The sequence below is a fragment of the Vibrio sp. N418 genome, assembly GCF_000222565.1.
GTDB lineage: Bacteria > Pseudomonadota > Gammaproteobacteria > Enterobacterales > Vibrionaceae > Vibrio > Vibrio scophthalmi.
This window is the reverse complement of the sequence record NZ_AFWD01000058.1, coordinates 67,137-85,271: the sequence shown is the minus strand read 5'-3', so window position 1 is coordinate 85,271 and position 18,135 is coordinate 67,137. Positions and strand designations below refer to the sequence as shown.

General features: G+C 43.6%; 12 protein-coding genes. 4 read left to right on the top strand and 8 right to left on the bottom strand.

The window, feature by feature from the left end:
* The first annotated feature begins 41 nt into the window (after positions 1–41).
* The gene (locus tag RH86_RS12865; RefSeq protein WP_009386521.1) at positions 42–902 is read left to right on the top strand and encodes a LysR family transcriptional regulator; all 861 of its coding nucleotides are present in this window, start codon (positions 42–44) and stop codon (positions 900–902) included.
* Positions 903–1,079: 177 nt separating this feature from the next.
* Here RH86_RS12865 and RH86_RS12860 read toward each other — a convergent pair whose 3' ends face one another.
* From RH86_RS12860 to yddG, 5 genes are all read right to left on the bottom strand, one after another.
* Positions 1,080–1,868 (bottom strand): glycosyl transferase family 90, encoded by a 789-nt coding sequence (locus tag RH86_RS12860; RefSeq protein ID WP_009386519.1) that lies wholly within the window; start codon positions 1,866–1,868, stop codon positions 1,080–1,082.
* A 298-nt stretch (positions 1,869–2,166) separates the two neighbouring features.
* A complete protein-coding gene (locus RH86_RS12855; protein WP_009386518.1) occupies positions 2,167–2,634 on the bottom strand; it encodes a DUF3574 domain-containing protein in 468 nt (155 codons plus the stop codon).
* Between the two features lies 1 nt (position 2,635).
* Complete coding sequence (locus tag RH86_RS12850) at positions 2,636–4,843, bottom strand: nucleoside hydrolase (RefSeq protein WP_009386516.1); 2,208 nt, start codon at positions 4,841–4,843, stop codon at positions 2,636–2,638.
* Positions 4,844–4,866: 23 nt separating this feature from the next.
* A complete protein-coding gene (locus tag RH86_RS12845) occupies positions 4,867–9,990 on the bottom strand; it encodes a diguanylate cyclase (protein ID WP_009386515.1) in 5,124 nt (1,707 codons plus the stop codon).
* Between the two features lie 313 nt (positions 9,991–10,303).
* On the bottom strand, positions 10,304–11,215 hold the full coding sequence (yddG, locus tag RH86_RS12840; protein ID WP_009386513.1) for an aromatic amino acid DMT transporter YddG: 912 nt from the start codon (positions 11,213–11,215) through the stop codon (positions 10,304–10,306).
* A gap of 344 nt (positions 11,216–11,559) precedes the next feature.
* Here yddG and RH86_RS12835 point away from each other — a divergent pair, with 344 nt between their 5' ends.
* Together RH86_RS12835 and RH86_RS12830 are read left to right on the top strand one after the other, a co-directional pair.
* Positions 11,560–13,029, top strand: coding sequence for an NAD-dependent succinate-semialdehyde dehydrogenase (locus RH86_RS12835; protein WP_009386511.1), 1,470 nt, complete (start codon positions 11,560–11,562; stop codon positions 13,027–13,029).
* A gap of 272 nt (positions 13,030–13,301) precedes the next feature.
* Positions 13,302–13,706 (top strand): NUDIX hydrolase, encoded by a 405-nt coding sequence (locus RH86_RS12830; protein WP_009386509.1) that lies wholly within the window; start codon positions 13,302–13,304, stop codon positions 13,704–13,706.
* A gap of 318 nt (positions 13,707–14,024) precedes the next feature.
* Here RH86_RS12830 and RH86_RS12825 read toward each other — a convergent pair whose 3' ends face one another.
* Together RH86_RS12825 and RH86_RS12820 are read right to left on the bottom strand one after the other, a co-directional pair.
* Positions 14,025–15,248 (bottom strand): HlyD family secretion protein, encoded by a 1,224-nt coding sequence (locus RH86_RS12825; RefSeq protein WP_009386507.1) that lies wholly within the window; start codon positions 15,246–15,248, stop codon positions 14,025–14,027.
* Positions 15,242–15,571: a hypothetical protein gene (locus RH86_RS12820; protein ID WP_009386505.1), complete on the bottom strand. Its 330-nt coding sequence runs from the start codon at positions 15,569–15,571 to the stop codon at positions 15,242–15,244. Before RH86_RS12820 ends, RH86_RS12825 begins: the two co-directional genes overlap by 7 nt.
* A gap of 107 nt (positions 15,572–15,678) precedes the next feature.
* Between RH86_RS12820 and RH86_RS12815 the strand changes: the two genes are divergently transcribed.
* The gene (locus RH86_RS12815; protein ID WP_009386503.1) at positions 15,679–16,689 is read left to right on the top strand and encodes an AraC family transcriptional regulator; all 1,011 of its coding nucleotides are present in this window, start codon (positions 15,679–15,681) and stop codon (positions 16,687–16,689) included.
* 3 nt (positions 16,690–16,692) lie between these two features.
* Here the strand turns inward: RH86_RS12815 and yjeH are convergent, their stop codons facing one another.
* Positions 16,693–17,958, bottom strand: a complete 1,266-nt coding sequence (gene yjeH, locus RH86_RS12810; protein WP_009386501.1) for an L-methionine/branched-chain amino acid transporter — start codon at positions 17,956–17,958, stop codon at positions 16,693–16,695.
* Positions 17,959–18,135 lie beyond the last annotated feature (177 nt).

Genomic DNA, 18,135 nt, shown 5'->3' with positions numbered 1-18,135 from the left:
TAGAATCATAAATACCACATGAGTGAGCTAAAAGTAGGACAATGAAAGCCAGTATTGATGATATCTACCTATTTACCCAAACGGTTTTCCATGGTGGGATCAGCGCGGCTGCTGAAAAAAATCAGCTACAGCGCTCAAAAGTGAGCCGACGCTTACAAGAATTGGAAAAAGCAATGGGATGTCAGTTGTTGATTCGGACCACTCGTACCATTGAATTAACCGAACATGGTAAGCGGTTGTTCGAACTGATGGCGCAGCCAATTGAGCATATTCAGCAAGGGGTTCGCTTGATGAGCCAATATCAACATAAGTTGGGCGGTAAGGTACGCTTGGCGATTCCTGCGGCATTGATGGCATCACCAACGCTTACCGCGATCATCGATGAATATACGTCAAGTTTTCCTGATATCAGTGTTGAAATTGAAAGCCATCAAGAAAGTGTCGATTTAAAGCGGCAGGCGTTTGATATTCAGCTATTACCAAGCATGGTGAAGGTCAATGATGATAGCTATGTACAGTTCAGCTTACTGCCTTATCGAAGCCACTTTGTTGTGGCTAAAAGCTATTTTGATCATCACCCTGCGATTAACTCGATCGAGGACTTAGCCGGCCATCGTTTACTGACCAATCGATATAACGCCGATTTACTCGATCCGTCGCTACCCATCGCATTGCGTTCTGATGATCTCAATTTATTGCGTTCGATGGCGATAGCAGGTAACGGCATCGCTTTTCTTCCCCATGTACACGCCAAGCCAGCCTTAGCTGAAGGGCTGCTGATGGAAGTTCTGCCTAGTTACCGTCATCCACAACAGCACTTAACCTTGATTTACCCTTCAGCGATGTTCTTACCCAACAAGGTCAAAGTTCTGATTGAGCTTTTTCGGGAGAAGTTTGGGTGATTTGATAGTATGTGATTCTAAATGAAAACGGTAGCTTATATATGATTGGTTTTGTTTGACAACTAAATCATATAACTGACTACCGTTGATATTCCCAGTCTGTAGTGAGACTACATTTCAGAGTTTAGAGACCTTCATCGAATAAATAGAAAGGTCTCTAATGATTGTCTAGTGTGGTTATTTAGATGAAGAAATTTGGTTAGACAACTCAAAGTAACGTTGCATGACGGAAATTGAAATAGCATCTTCAACTAATGGGTTTTTAAATTGATCAATATACTTATGTGCATTTTGAATGATTGATTCTGCTTCTTGAGGATTTTTCAAATAATGTTGTATTTTTTCTTCAAGATCCGAGTAGTCTTCTTTTAGTTCAACATAGTGAATGCCGGGTATTAACGTACCTTCCATGAACCAAGTTTCAAATTTTGGTTTGACCATAAAGCAAAGCGAATTAGATGATAATGTCCATTTTAAACTTGTTGCTACATCATTGCCTTCAATTGACAAAATGAATTTATATTGCAATTGCTCCTCAATCGACAATTTGCCTTTTTGCCATGGTACGTTTTCAATAGGCTTGTTAGTCTGCCCAACATTACATAGAGAATTTAGATAGTACTCTTGAATAAAACGCTTGCGATGCTCTTGATAAGCAGCCCCTCGCCAAACAAGTAAATCTTTCTTTTGGCGATATGTGTAGGGATCGTTTATAAAATTGAAGTGTCGATTTTTATCTAGGTTTATAAGAACAGCATTGCGATTATCACCTTCGATAGGGCGAGCCTTAACAAAATATGGATAAGGTTCTAAATAAGTTTCGTCACCAAAACGGTGATTAAACTTGAAGTGCGAAGGGAAGTATTTGAGATACTGTTTTAGATCGTAGTAATAAGCACTAGGTTTTTCATTCTTAAATTCTCCAATTTTCTTTGCATTCTTTTCGACAGAGAATTCGTGATTCATATTGAAGTAATAATCGACTCTTTTTCTAATGAGTGATTCATCAATAGACTTAAGTATGTTCTCCTTCCTTTTCGTGAAAAAATAAGATGGTATTAACTCCCTTAAAATGGCTTGTATATAGAAAATGTGTTTTGAAGAACTAGAGTATGAAGATGAAAATACCATAAATACTTAAGCTAATTAGCTAAACCCATAATGTGTGGTTGATCACAGAAATTAGCGCAAGTGTACTACAGGTTTGTCGAATTATCTCGTAATTTATCATTCTGAAAGTGTGAACTTATTTTGGGTAATTTTACTAGAGTTTTGATGCATTCTCACCGGGCACAAATTCCCATTTTGCTACGGGGCGTAAGATAAGCATCACGGAGTCTTGATGGAATAGAGTGGCATAGTCGGAAGCGATGGCTTCAACGTCTGTGATTTGTTGCTCGGATAATACAATGGTAACGATCTTGGCACGCTCTGGTTGCCCCTGCCAAAATCCCATTGAATCGGCGATATTATAACCATCAAAACGGGGCGTGATGTGATTATCTATAAAGTTGTTCCATTCACTTAATGAAATAGCGTGGCCACTGGGGATCGACATGCCAAAGAAGAGTTGAGCATGGAATATCTGTGTTTTCTGCCGACTCTCTACAACAAGGTTCGCCAGTTTATACCATAAGCGATTCAGCCCTTTTCGTGTTGTAGACGCTTGCTTCTCAATAGGAAACGCAGTGCTTTCGATTCGTTTTAGTGAGTTTTTGAGTTGCAGGCTCAAGCTAGATACCCCTCAAATTGCCACGTTGACGTCCACATTCCATTTCCCATTGCACGCCGTATTGATCGCGCCAATAGAAGAATGACATCGGAAATGGTGACAGAAGCATAGGTGGTGTTGTTTCATCATCGCTATGTCCGTCTGGGTAGCGCACAATTTCAACACCAGGTTGGTCTTTTAAATAATTGAACGCAGCCATAATATCGCTCACTTCGAGTGCGGTATGACGGATACCTCCCATATCGTTGGTGTTTTTGATCGTTATTGATTGTTCACCTTTTGGAGTGTGGTAACACATTAACTCTAAATACAAGCCTGCGTTTGGGTGGTGTAGGAAGCGAATATCCACCTCGACTTTGCCATCCAAAAAGCCGGCGTCTTTAGCAAATGAGGCGAGTGTGAGGTGAGGGTAGTCCATGATGGTGCCATCAGAGTCGAAAGCTTGTTCGAAGCCGAGTGTTCGTTTGTAAAACGCGGTCGCCTTTTCGACATCATCAACCACAATATTAAGATGGGAGACCGACGTGACGTACTTGGAGGGGTCATTTGGGCTAATGATATTATTGATCAGCGATTGTGAAAAACTCTGTTTAGCCTCCTCTACAAGGTCGGTGCACACCATAGCGGTAAAGCGGCTTTCTACATTGTCACTGGCGATTAAATAGGGCTTGTAACTATTGCTCTGTCCAAATTGGTGTGATTTCGTATCATCTTCAGCAATGGTAATTTCTACGCTGACTTGCTGAGATTGGAATTGATTTGGGTTAATAATATAGCTAGCTGCAAGCGCATCGAATGGGTTAAATCCCTGCGCACCAAAATCCTCGCACCACATGTTTAACCACGGTTGGCTATGTTGGTTTAGATAGCGCCCCACATTCGGATTCGCCTTCAGTGCATCGAGATCCTTGCCCGTTAACCAAAATTTATTGGCTAGCTCAAAAGGAATGAAGACAAGTGGAATATCATTTTCTAACAGAATACGAAGCGCATCTGGGTCCAGCTCGAAGTTAAGGTCGCGAAATGGAGTGGTTTGTTTTGACCCAGCTATAAAGTGACAGTTGGCACTACTGCGACTAGCAACCAGCACGACTTGTTCAATACGTTCGATGAGCTCAGGATGCAGCAAAACAAAAGAAGCAATGTTAGTGGCAGGGCCAATTGCCGCGATCGTTACAGAGCCTGTTTGTAGAGCTTTGGCGAGTGCGTTGGTCGCCTCGTTGGGTTGTACGTCATTGATATTAAGAGGCTGATGTGCGCCTTTGGTCACAGGGAGAGCGATTGGACCAAATCGATTGGAGACGATTTTGGCTAATTTGAATGCGCTATCGGTATCGGTGTTACCGAACACGCTACTGACCCCAACCACTTTTAAATTTGGCGCATTAAACAGACTGAGCATGGCGTAAGCATCGTCAACATCACAAGGTGTACCCGTTTCAGAGGCAAGACCAATCGAGATATCGGTATCAATCCAAACGCGTTTCTTGTCTAGAGCATCGAGGATCGTTTTTGTTACTAGCTTAACTGACGCTGGGTTTTGTCCAGTGATAAGTCCCTTTTCACAGACCACAAAAGACGCATTTGGTTGCTCAGCATCGAATCGAGCGCCACTTTTTACCAATTCATCTTCGATATGGTAAGGAAGTGCTTGGATATATTGTGGCGGGGTGAGTTGCTCTTCTGCATCGGTAAATGAGGTTAATTTGAGTCCCTCAACGAGTGGTGAACCATTTGGCTTTTTCGCTGAAAGTAAACCCGTTGGGCCATGGCAAACTGAACCAATCAGTTTGTTGTCGGCATAAAACTCACTGACGATTCTCGCCAGTCCTTTACTCTCCTTAAAATCCCATAGTGTTCCGTGACCACCACACAGAAATAGAGTGGTATATCCACCAGTGCGAATGGTTTCAACGCAAGGGGTATTTTCCAGCAGACTCATTGCAACCTTGGATTGAATGAATCGAGCCACCTCTGGGCTAACAAATTCACCTTGTTTACTCAGTGGATCGGGAAGGGCACCACCACCTTGAATTGAGGCAATAGTTATCTCGTAGCCGGCATCATAAAACCCCCAAAAAGGGGTGGCGAGCTCATCAAACCAAAATCCAGTTTTCTTTCCTGTATCACCCAGTTCAGTGTGGCTTGTGACAATTAATAGCGCTTTTTTTGCGTGACGGTTATTACTCACTCCTTGAGTAGAATACATTGGGATACTTCCTTTAATGCTTATTATATTTTAATGATGACTTGGTTTCGTCCATTGTGTTTGGCTTCATATAACGCCTGATCGACCCGATTTAAAACCGTGTCTATAGAGTCTTTAAGCTGACAAGATGTCACCCCTACACTCACGCTGACGTTACCTGCTTCCAATAAGTCAATTTTTGCCATATTGCGTCGGATTCGTTCAGCGCGCTCGGCGGCGAGTTCAATATTGGTTGAGCACAGAACGATGAACTCTTCACCTCCCCAGCGTCCTTGGATATCACCCGGTTGGGTTGAATTAATGATGGTATCGGCAACATTAACAAGTACCTTGTCGCCCATGTTATGACCATAGGTGTCATTAATGGCTTTAAAGTGGTCGACATCCAACATCAGAACGCAAATGGTCTGGCTGCTTTCTGTCAGAGAATCGATAGCTTGATCTATATGTTCTTCCACATAGCGTCGGTTATAAAGGCCGGTAAGTTGGTCTGTCGTGGAAAGCTTGTAGAGAGAAGCATTTTGCTCTGTTAATGTGTCGTTTGCGTCATGCAGCGCTTGAGTACGCTCTTGAACAATGGCTTCTAGATTTTGGTTTAAACGGGCAAGATCTTGATAAATAGTGGCATTTTCGAGCGAGATGGCCGCTTGAGAGGCGATGATTTTCAATGTCTGTACTCTGTCGGCGTGGAAAGCATCGGCCATGTGATGATTCTCCAGATAGAGCATGCCCGACATTTTTTTGCCGCGTAGAATCGGTACGCATAATACCGAAATACCTTCTTTTGCTGCTAAGTATGGGCAGCGGTCAAATTGTTCGTCGTGATTGGTTGGGGTGTAAACCACGGCTTCACCAATATTTACCACATAACGAATGACGGCATGTGAAAATATGACATCCGTAATACCTGGTGAGGGAGAATTTGAATTTGAATTTGAGTGCAGAGGCGAATCTTCAGAGCAACTTACTCTGCTACCGACGTTATTCCCAAAGGTTAAGTCTTCTACGATCAATTCGTCATAGTCGTATGAGGATTCAATTTGATGGGTCACAAGAAACTCGCCGTTTTTCTCCAAAAGCAGTAACCCACGCGTTGCTCCTGCATTTTCAACCGCTAAACTAAGCAGTTCTTCCGCGAGTTTCTCAATATGGATATGTTGCGAAACGGCTTGTGAAGCTTTCACGACGGAAGCCATATCAAGAGTGGCTGAGAAGTCTTCTGTCCCTAATGTTGAACTAATCGCGGTACTTAGTGGTTGGGGTTGCTTATCTCTTGCAGATTGAAGATCAGGATAGTGCTCAATGAGTGAATTAACTTTACCGGTCGCTCCCCATTGCTCGTAGCCTGCTAAGGCGCGGCTAAAATAGGTATTGGCTTGATACGTTTTGTTCTGCTGTTGCCAAAATAGTCCCGTGAGTTCGTCGGCTAAAGCCGCATCGAGAAGAAATCGTGATTCGAGGGCGTTATCTCTTGCCTGTTCAAAGTAGTCAATGGCTAACATCGGCTGATTATTAAGCCTTGCGATTTCAGCTTTTAACAATAGGTACTTGTGTCGATAGTTAGTAGGGCAGAGATCGGCCCAAAGTTCAAATCTAGCTAAAATGCCTCTTATCGACGTTAGCAAATCTTCCCGTTCTTGACCGATTAACGAACTGCAATTGGCAGTCAGGTGTAGCCCAGTATAGAGATAACTATCGACCAAAATAATCTGTGCTTGTACGGTATTCTCTATGACGGGAAGCCATTCAAGCAACTGACTTGTTGGTTGAATTTCCCGAGCAAGTAGTGTGGCTCGTAAAACCGAGTAGACAGTGTGACCAAAAAAGAAAGGGGCGTCTTTAAAAGCAGCCAAGGTGTCAGAGGTCGAAAACTGGTCATCGTCAAGAGAGGAGAATCGGTGGGTTTCTCCTTTTAGATGGCGTAGAGGCTGATTGACAATGATGTTGAGTAAATCAGCCATGTCATTCAATCGGTTTGAAGAAAGGTAGCTTAAACTATCTTCAGCTTGTGATTCGACAGCCTTTAAGTGCGCGCCTGATGCCAATAATAAGTGAGGAAGTTGTAGAAACACCCAGCCAGCATAGGGAGAACCCGATTCCTGTGACAATTTTGACGCTTCAAACCAATAGTGATAGCTCGAATTTAGTGGCGCCAACCAGTGATTAATTCCCAACGAAAAGACATGATAAGTGTAGTTTTTGAATGCTGGATTTTGATACTTATCTGCTAATTTTATCGCTAAGCTGCCAATCGCGTGGCCTTGTTGATACTCACCACTAGAGCATAAAACGGTCGCGTAGTTGATGTAACCAACAGATGTAATAGGGCAGTTTCCTCGTTCAATTGAAATCCGAGCGCTAATGGCAGCCGCAACGGCAATGAGTGGTCCTTTCCCAAGTAGATAGGCGTCACCGAATAGGTCAAACAGCAATTCTTGAGTGAGCATGAATTCTGCGTCATCGATTTCGGGCTGTATAAATAGCGTGTCTAGTTCGGTTTGTAGGAGTTGAGCTTCTATTTGCTGTTTTTCACTTGCAAACAGTGCCAGTAGCGCTTCATCATTGTCTGGTAAATGAATGCCAAGCAGTGAAAGAGCTTCGCATTCAAACTCGACAGATTTTTGATATAAGCCTTGGTGATGGTACTGTTTTGCTTGAATTGTCGCGAGGCGCAGTTTATCTCTTTTGTTTTTTAACGTCTCTCTAAGCTGCATGTACAACGTTTCAGCTTTCTCAAATTTCGCCACTAAATAACACGCTTGGGCATAAGCTAAATTCACTTCAACAGAAATGTCATCAGCGACGTTTTCGCGGTTAATCGCGACTAATTGATATGCATTATCTAAACAGGAGTATGCCACGCTATACGCCGCTGACTGATTGGCTTTTTTGCCCGCTCTTAGATTCAGTTTTATCAGTGTTAATTGTTGCTCACTATTAGCATTACTGCATCCTTGATTGAGATGTTCAACAGCATCAAACAGTTTATAGTCACAGTGTTGCTGTTCAATTTGGCTAAGTAAACATTGACCGATTTTCCAGTGCAAATTGACTTGTTGTTGGTCAGAAACGCTGGTGTAGGCGGCTTGTTGAATTCGGTCGTGAGCGAAGCGAAGTGTGATATCGGGTAATTGACCGTTTGTTGCAATGGTATGGAGCTCAAAATCATCGTCTAAAGGCAGCAATAGCCCTTGAGTTACGATTGGTAATAGAGCCGTCGCGACCGAATTTGTTGGCAATTGGGCTAAATTCGCCAATAGTTTGAGGCTAAAAGTATTGCCGATACAACTGGCTAGTTGCAGCAGTTCAAACGTGCTCATCTCCAATTTGTTCATATAACTTTGTAGCATCGAAACGGAGTTTTCCGCCTTAGCTAATTTGGCAACTTGCTCTTTATGCCAGTTCCAGCTCTTCTGCTTGTAGTCAAAATACAAGTGCCCCTTATGATGAATAGTTGACAGCATGGTTTTAAAAATCAATGGATTACCATTGGTTCGTTCAAATAACATCTGGTTGAGTTGCTTTGCATCTGATGGGGGTAACTCGACCGCATCATTGAGTATGTTGTGCAGAGTCGATGCAGAAAGTGCAGACAATTCAATACTGCTTATGTTCGGACAACTTGCTTTGATCCCCGGCATTGCGATTGCGAGAGGATGAGTCTCTGCAACTTCATTGTTGCGATACGCGCCGATAATCATCAGGGAAGAGTGGCTGAGTGTCGGTGCCATTGCTTCTAGCAGTGTAAGGCTTGGAGGATCAATCCATTGCAGATCATCAATAAACAGGACGATAGGTTTACCAGCCGCTCCAAGACTGGTCAGTAGATTTTGAAAGGCAGTATTGAAGCGAATCGATGCAGCTTCCATAGAGAGTTCTTGCGGGGATGGCTGTTCTCCAATTAACCAAGCTAGCTCAGGCAGAGCATCGATCACGACTTGTGCGTTGGCCCCTATACCACTAAGGATCTTTTGCCTCCAAAATTGCACGGTTTCGCCATCTTCCGCCATGACTTGTTTGATAAAACCTGACAGCGCTTGCAAGATTGCAGAGTAGGGTTGGTGACGTAGAACTTGGTCATATTTTCCGCTGGTGATATAGCCGCCTTGTGCGGAGAGTGGACGGTAGAGTTCACGAATTAGTGAGGTTTTGCCAATGCCGGAATGACCGGAAACAAATAAGAGTTGTCCATTACCAAGGCTAGTTTGGTGGAATGCATCGAGAAGCTGTTTGGTTTCTTTTTCTCGCCCATATAGCTTTTCTGGAATTAAGAACCAGTCATGTTGTTCTTGGCTAGCGAGTTCAAAATCATCAATGTCGCCGCCTTGCATCCAATTATTCAAGCAACGCTCTAAATCTGCATCAACCCCTTTGGCGCTTTGGTAGCGAGCATCGGGAGATTTCTTCATCAGTTTATTGACTATTTTTGACACAACGCGGGGAACGCTTGGTTGAACTTGATAAATGGGTGTCGGTTCTAAAGCAATATGACTATGAATAAGTTCATTGTTATCTTTTGTCTCAAACGGTAAACGTCCGGTAAAGAGTTCATACAGTAAGACGCCTAATGAATAAAAATCGGTGCGAAAATCAAGCCCGCGATTCATGCGTCCTGTTTGTTCAGGAGACATGTAAGCTCTTGAACCTTCGATGAACTTAGGGTTGATTACAGTTCGAGACCTATTTGGAAACTCAAGTGAAGAGCAAAAATCGATGAGGGTGACATTACCGCTATCACGGTTAATGAGCACATTGCCTGCTGAAATATCCCGATGGCAAAAGCCTTGTTGATGTAATAAGGCAATCAGTTTGGTGACTTTGGTGCTGATTTTGAGCGCGGCCGAGAAAGAGATGGTGTTGTGCTTAATATAATCACGTAAAGATTCTCCTTCGACCCATTCTCTGACCAGAAAAGCGCTATTTTTAGCTTCAATATAGTCGAGTGCCAATGGTAATCCATTACCGTCGAGTGCCGAGAGAATCAGGTATTCGCGCTTTAATGCCGCGAGTTGATGGGGGGTTGGAAAGGCACTGGCGGGTGTTTTAAGCGCAACGCCAACCTGATCTGCCGTTCTTTTCGCCCAGTAGACGTAATTTTGATGACCTCGATAAACGAGCTCTATCTGTGAGAATCCCTCTAACAGCATGCTTTCTCATCCTTGACAGTTTGCTTCTAATTCCAAAGACCGATAAATTTTGTTTGTTATTATTTTGATCTACCACCTTAATCGATATGTTTAATATCATCAATAATCGACATTCCATTAACAAGTATTTATCTAATCGATCGCATTTTTGTGATTTATTATTTGTCGCTGCTTAGGAATGACGGCTTGTCAGTTCGAGAAGAAAATCTGTTATGCGTGGGATAAATCGCGGGCATTTGCAGTGAACGCAAGCTAATGAGATGCTCACTGCAAATAGAGGAAATATTTAGACTATTGGTGTTATTTTTGCAGCCTAATTATGCATGTTTTTTGGTGATCTTTCTCTTGTTACCCACCAACAAAGCAGTGAGCCGAGAGTGACCATAGCCACACCTTGCCAAAAGCTTTGGCTTAAAGCGACACCGAGCAATATGGATGAAAACAGAGCTGAAAAAATAGGGGTGAAGTAAGAGAGGGTTGCGAGAAAGACCATGTTCCCACCCACGATGGCAATATTCCACAACCCGTATCCGCCGGCCATAAGAAAGGCCGCTGAGGCAAGATAGCTAAGGCCTTGCCAAGAAAAGCTGATTGCGGGCTCATCACTGGCTGCATACTTCACCCATAGCGATAGCGCCGTCGCAATAAAAAACACCGTAATGGCATTGTGTTTTGATTGCTGTCTTTTGGTTAGGTTGCAATAGCAGGCCCAAATAATGGCGCCGCTAAAGGCCATTAGGTAGACCAATGGGTTAGTACCGATATTGGCACTAAGCTGCTTAAGCGATAAACCATTATCACCACTGACGGTCCAAGCCACGCCAATAAAGGCGAGGGTAATGGCTGGATAAAGTAGCCAGTTTGGTTTTTTGTTGCTCCCTAGAACTGCAAATAATACCGTTAAAGCAGGCCATAGATAGTTGACGATGGAAACTTCGATTGCTTGGGCTCGAGAGTTTGAATAACCCAGTGACAGTGCTAGGAATATTTCATAGCAGACAAAAAGTGCGCCGCCCATCAGTAGATAGCGAGTGGAAAAGTACGAGAGTTTTGGAATTCCCACTACGCAGAGCAGAAATAGCGAACTAAGAGAGTAAAGTAGTGCACTGCCACCAATTGGGCCGAAGCTTTCCGTGACAAGTCGCGTACTGGCAAGTAAGCAGCTCCAAAATAAAATGGCAAGACAGCCGTAGATGGTGAAACGGATTTGAGATGAAGCCTTCAATGTTAGAGCCTAATAGCGAGTAATCGTTGGATAGCGCATAGAGTAACGTAAAATTTGAGAGGCTCAATATAAATTGCATTCATCAAGACAATATCCTCTTGACTGGTGTTTATGGAGTGGCGTCAATAACGAGCTTGAATGAAATATAAGAATCCAGCCGACATCGGGTATGGAATGTCGCTAAACTAAGCTTTTGTCGTTGAGCTAATATATTAAACAGGATAACCGCATCACAATGGGGTGGTTAAACGATTTATAGTGAACGTTTTATAGTGAACGTTTGATGCTTGTTTGTCACAAGCTGAACGCGGCAACCTTCATAACAGTGAAAAGATAGGCCTAGTATGCAATCAACTCAATTACCTGCAGATTTTCCACATCATCTATTTGAACAAAAGTGTTACATCAATGGTCAGTGGGTAGAGAGCGATGATGGAGATTGTGCGGTATTGAACCCATCGTCAGGGCAAGTGATAGGTCATGTTCCTAATTTGGGTGAAAAGTACGCCAAGCAGTGTATTGATGCAGCCCAGCAGGCGTTTAGCCAATGGAAACTGACCACGGCTGATCAGCGCGCGCTGTTATTACGCCATTGGTATGACTTGATTATCAAACACAGCAATGCATTGGCGATGATTTTAACCCTTGAGCAAGGCAAACCTTACACAGAGGCTCAAGGAGAGATCGCTTATGCGGCCAGCTTTGTGCTTTGGTATAGCGAAGAAGCTCGCCGTGCTTATGGTGAAGTGATCCCAAGTCATCGCAGTGATGGAAAAATCATTGTAACCAAAGAACCGATAGGTGTGGTCGCGGCGATTACACCATGGAATTTTCCAGCCGCAATGATCACGCGTAAATGCGCACCCGCATTTGCCGCGGGTTGCTCGGTTGTGTTGAAGCCTGCACCAGAAACGCCATTTACGGCGTTGGCATTGGCGAAGCTTGCCGAGGAAGCTGGATTCCCAGCTGGATTGTTGAATGTCATTACCGGTGATGCAATCGCGATTGGCTCGGTATTAACCAGCGATAAGCGTGTGCGTAAGGTATCGTTTACTGGATCAACTCACGTCGGTAAAATTTTGATGAATCAATCGGCCTCGACGATCAAAAAGATGGCGCTTGAGCTTGGTGGTAATGCGCCATTCATCGTATTCGATGATGCTGATCTTGATGCGGCCGTTGACGGTATCATGGTGGCGAAATTCCGCAATGCGGGGCAAACTTGTGTGTGCGCTAACCGCATTTTTGTGCAAGATTCGGTCTATGATCAGTTGGCAGCAAAACTGGTCGAAAGAGTACAAACATTGAAAGTCGGAGATGGTTTTGGTGAAAACGTCTCTATTGGTCCGTTGATAAATGCAGCAGCCGTGGAGAAGGTTAAACGCCATGTCGATAATGCGCTCGGGTTAGGTGCAAAATTGCTTTGTGGTCGGTTGCCTGCAGACGATTCTTTGTTGGTTGAGCCTTTTGTTTTAAGCGATGTGTCTGATGCAATGTTGGTCGCGAGCGAAGAAACATTTGGCCCACTAGCCCCACTGTTTCGCTTTACTGATGAGGCTGAAGTCATAAATCGTGCTAATCAAACGGAATCAGGTCTTGCTGCTTACGTATATACACAATCATTAGGTCGCTCATGGCGAGTCTCGGATGCGCTAGAGGTTGGAATGGTTGGGATTAATGAAGGATTGATCTCAACAGCTGCCGCCCCTTTTGGTGGAGTGAAAGAGTCGGGCTTGGGTCGAGAAGGTTCTCGTCATGGCATGGAAGAGTTTTTGGAAATGAAGTACCGCTTAATGGGTGGGCTCCATCAATGATATGCCCAGCTTATTTACTATAGTGATGATTTGTTGTTTATTTGTTTAGCAAATTGGTGAAATTGTTAGCAGTGCACGAGTAAAATAAAACACCATTACCTACTATGGCTAGGTGAGGCATCGTTGATGCAATGATCTTTTGGGTTTCAAGCATTGAATTGGTCGAATACAACAATACGTTTCGCCATATTCAGTGCTTGTGCTTATTCGTAAGTAAAATATAAATACTGACCAATGGAATTGCGATTAAGCAGCATTACAAGGATATGGACATGAAACATTTGGCAATGGCGGTTGTCGTCAAACAAGGGAAAGTCTTGGTGCAAAAACGCTACCGCGTTGAAAAAGGTATGGTGTTGGAATTTCCAGGCGGAGAAGTTGGGGAAGAGGAAAGTGGCACTAATGCTGCAGCGCGAGAACTTGCCGAAGAAACCGGATTGTCGGATCTCAAGCATGCCGCCACTTACACCAAAGTCAATGATTATGGTGGTCGTATCTACTTCGTGGTATTTCGTGCTAATCCAAATGATGAGCCCCAAGTTATCGAGCCTGCTCGTCAACAACAATTCATGTGGTTTGAACCGGCCAAAATCCCGTTGGATGATTTCTATCAAGCCGATGTTGAGTTTATCACGTCACAGCTCAAGCAATATGCGTTGTCGCCAACATTAGTCTAAATGTGATTATTGCTTCGTGGGTCAGTGTTTTTGAGAGGCCTTGAAAAGAAAAAAGCCAATCACAATAGGTGTGATTGGCTAAATTTAGTGTGAACAAATTAGGTTCACTAACAACGTCAGTTGGCTAGGTGACCCTCGGCTTAAAAAGGGTCATTTTTATTAATGCATGATGCGTGCCACTTTTTAATGTGCCTTTTTGTTCATATGCTCGCGTTTTTCCATCAATTACCATTGCTATTTTTGCATATTGCAAATGCATTTTGCTAATTAAGCAAAAATGCTATTGATAATCCAGATATTAACTGGTCTTTCATCGAACTAAATTGAGTAGAAAAAATACAATTGGGACTTCATACGGATAATGATGCCACGTATTGCATCGAGAAAGTTAAGAAAACCGATTGGTTTATCAGCACTGACCCATGCTAATCCAACAGAACCGACAGGAATATCATAATCTTGCGGTTCTTCAATTTTTAAACGAACAAAGTGATGCTTGTTTTGCAGATTATTACCTGTCGTTGCACGAACCGATTGGTCCAGCCCGAGTAGATTACTTTGTGCTTCACCAGTTGCTTCAACGATACCTTCAACATGCGCGGAAAAGATTTTGCCTGGGTAAACAGATGAGGAATACTCCGCTGCTTGGCCTGGTTTAATGTTACGAATCGCTTGATGATTAACACGCATGAGTACGTATTTTTCGTTCGTGTACATTTGTAGACGGGGCACCATCGAGACTCGCTGACCTTCGCGTAAAATGAAGTTAGTGACAAATCCATCCGTCGGAGCATGCACTTTGGTACTATCTAAATCCCATTTGGCTTTCGCGACATTCTGTTGTGCTGAGTGCCAATCAGCAGTGCGGCTTTCAATCGATAACTCACTTTTGACGATGGCGACTTGTGCTTTTTCTAGTTCGACCTGTTTGGTCAATATTTGTGACTTAATGGTTTCAATATAATGACCCGCTTTGATTACCGCAGTGTTTTGCTTATCGATATCACTCTCGGTAATGGTGTTCTGCACAACGCTATTTTGTTTCTGGTAACGAGAGAGAGTATTTTTTTGCAGTTGGTAATCTGCTCTTGCCGTTGCCAGTTGGGCTTCACTGGTGTGTAGATCTTGTTTAATCGACTGATAGCTTGCTTGCGCTGTTTTAACGTCTTGCTTAGCCACGTTGAGAGCTACTTGGGCTGCTTGTTCAGCGACTTGCGCTTGGCTGTAGGCGATTTGGTATTGGGTATCATCAATTTCATAGATCAACTGTCCTTTTTCAATGGTTTGATTAGGTTGAATATAAATTTGAGTGACTTTGCCTTTGACATTCGGGGAGTCAGGACGCAATTGGATGTGTGGTGACTGCACCAGCGAACCTCCGGAAAGGTCCATCGGTGCGTAGTTAATCAGCCCAACCCAAACGAACATCAGCCACCCACCACCACCTAAATAAGCAAAAGATTTGGTGTAGGTGTTCCAAGGCATGCCGATAAAACGCAATAAATAGATGAAAAGAGCCCAGACAGCTAAACCTTCTAGCATGTTTTATCCTCATTATTGGTTGTATGTGATGGTGCATGACGCCATGTATCGCGCAAATTGATGATCGCTTTTTCCATATCGACAAATGCTAAAATGACCGCAACGACCCATACCCAATGCCAAATAAACCCAATCCACGTGAGTGCAGTAATTAAGCCAATTTGATGATGTTCTTTACTGTGAGCTTTGCTTATTGGGAGTTCATGAAAGCGCCAAAAACCATAAGCGGCGGCGGCAACGGTGCCGACAAGTACAATGGTAGCGACAACATGCAATGCAGTATCAGCGCCGGAGCCAACAAATGGCACACTTAATAAACTCATTTTTACCTCTCTGTTATTTCTCAGAAAGGATTGTGATCTATATTTGATTAATTCCTTAAAATGTGACAGATTTAATCAATTGTCGTTGGTTATTGACTAAATCTGAGATGAATAAAGTAAGGTTCATACGCGCACTCGGCTTGAAAAGTGTGCATAATCAAGTGCGACGACGTTATGGGCTAGAGCCTAATGCTCTGGCAATTCCAGAATCGGCGCTCAATAACCCAATGACACTGATCCCAATATCTGAAGTTAATTTATGGTATCAAGCGTTAGAGAAAGTAACGGGTAACGTCGATATCGTACTCGAAGTGGCAAGTGATATTAAACCTGATGAGCTGGGTGCGGTTTCTCGTTGGCTTCTATCAGGAATCGATCTTGCTTCCGCTATTCGTCGTTTAAATTACGGCATCGGTAGTCTGCAATCAGGGGCTTTCCTTTCCGGTACGCAAAGCGGCCACATTATTAAATGGGTTTATCAAAATCCGTTTATTGATCCTCATAATAAAGTTCATGATGGTATGCGAGCTGCGATATTTATGACTAAATTAATTCGTCATTATGTCGGAGAGCAGTTTTCGCCAATGCGAATCATGATGCCAGGCATACGACAAAATGACGCTAAATATAAGCAATATTTTGGCTGTGATATTGGTTGGAATCACTCAAAAACAGAAGTGTGGTTTCATTCCGATCTGCGTATGGCTACGCAATCGATGCGCCCATATCGCAGCAATCAATCGTTAGCGATGAATTTTACCGACCTCGATGAATTTCTAAACATGCCAGAACCGGATGATGAGATAAAGGTTATCTATGAGGTGATTAATTATAGCTGCCATTACGGTTTTCCAACCGTAGAGAAGGTATCAAAATTAGTTGGTTTGTCATCACAGCAGTTCCAACGACGCTTGCATGCATTGGGAATGAACTTTACCAATGTGATGGGCTATGTGATGAGCAACATTGCGGTTGATATGATGGTGAAAGGTGCGACAGTTGATGAGGTTGCCGCACGTCTTGGATACCTAAATGTCGCGAGCTTTAATCGTATGTTCAAAAAGCAGCGAGCATTAACCCCTAAGCAGTTTATTCAACGTTTACAAGAGCTAAACTAAACATTACTTATTGGCAATAGGCTCGGGTTGGGATATTTCGTTGGGATTGATTTTGTACATCAATAGCGCAAATAAGCCAACCGCATACAACATTGACCAACCTAATAACGCGAGCATGATGGCACACGTAATTAGGGCAATTATCGCCAGTAATCGCGCGAACCCTTGCAGCAGTTTTACCGCGGCGAGCATCGCCATGAGATAGACCAGAATAAACACACCATTGGCGAGCTTAACAAAAAACTCTAAGTCTAATTGGGTTAGTTCACCAACGATGCATGAGAGCAGTAGTACACCTCCGACCGCGAACGTTGCATTAGCCGGTACGCCTTTAGTCGACAGATTGGCAAGACGACTACTTGGTGTGTACTCTCGCGCTTGCGCCCAAACCATACGGGCGAGACTTTGCGTGTATAAGTTGATGCTGGCAAAGCACGCGACAAAACCTAATGCACTGATCCACGGTTTGAATGTGTCATTAAACAGCAGTTGTGCAAGGTAGGGAATTGACCCCGTATCAAACTCGTTACTGCCGTAAGCATGGTATTTTATAACGACCACAGAACAAGCCCAATAAGCAGCACCTGCGATGCCACAACCGACCAAGATAGCGATTGGAAAGTCACGCTGAGGGTTTTTAAATTCTTCTCCCATATGAGCAAATGCTTCAATCCCAACAAAACACCAAAACATCACCGCTAGCGCACTACCAATCATTGGCAAGTCTGACGGCGAGATTGTTGGCATAACAAGATCTTGTGGGGAAATAGTGCCAAACCACCATAATGTGGCGACAAGCATAAAAATACCCAGAGCAATGAGAGTTTGTAGTTGGCCTGAAGACTTTGCGCCGGACAAATTGACGACGACGAGTAAGAACACGGTGAAGGTTTGAGCCAAAAGGGGGCTATTGAGTTGTGTGGGTAACAATGGTTGTAGAAAACCTGCGGCCAGTGCAATCGCCGCTGGGACACCGACCGGAATAACACTCAGAAACAACCAAGCAATGCTTTTTTCTAGGCGGCGATTAAACGCCTGACGGACGAAAAAAGCAGTACCTCCTGCGCTGGGATATCGCTTACCTAATTGAGCAAAGGTGAGGGCGATGGGGCAGATACCAATCAGTAAGAGTAGCCATGACCACAATGATAGTGAGCCTGCGATCCCTGCAGCCAGCGCTGGCACCATGAAAAGACCTGTGCCAAGTAATGTGGTTGATAACTGCCCTATGCCGGAGATAAGGGTTATTTCCTTTTTCAATTGTGCCATCGCTTGTTCATTGACTCCTTGTCGTGGGCAAAGCAGAAACAGATAATCTTGGGATAGAAAGGTTATTTGAAGATGATGAAATAGCTTACGCGGTATTACCACTAAGATCACTGCGCAAACTGTTCGTCTTTGGTGTCACTTTGACGTATTTTTCGATAAAAAAAGCCACAATGACCG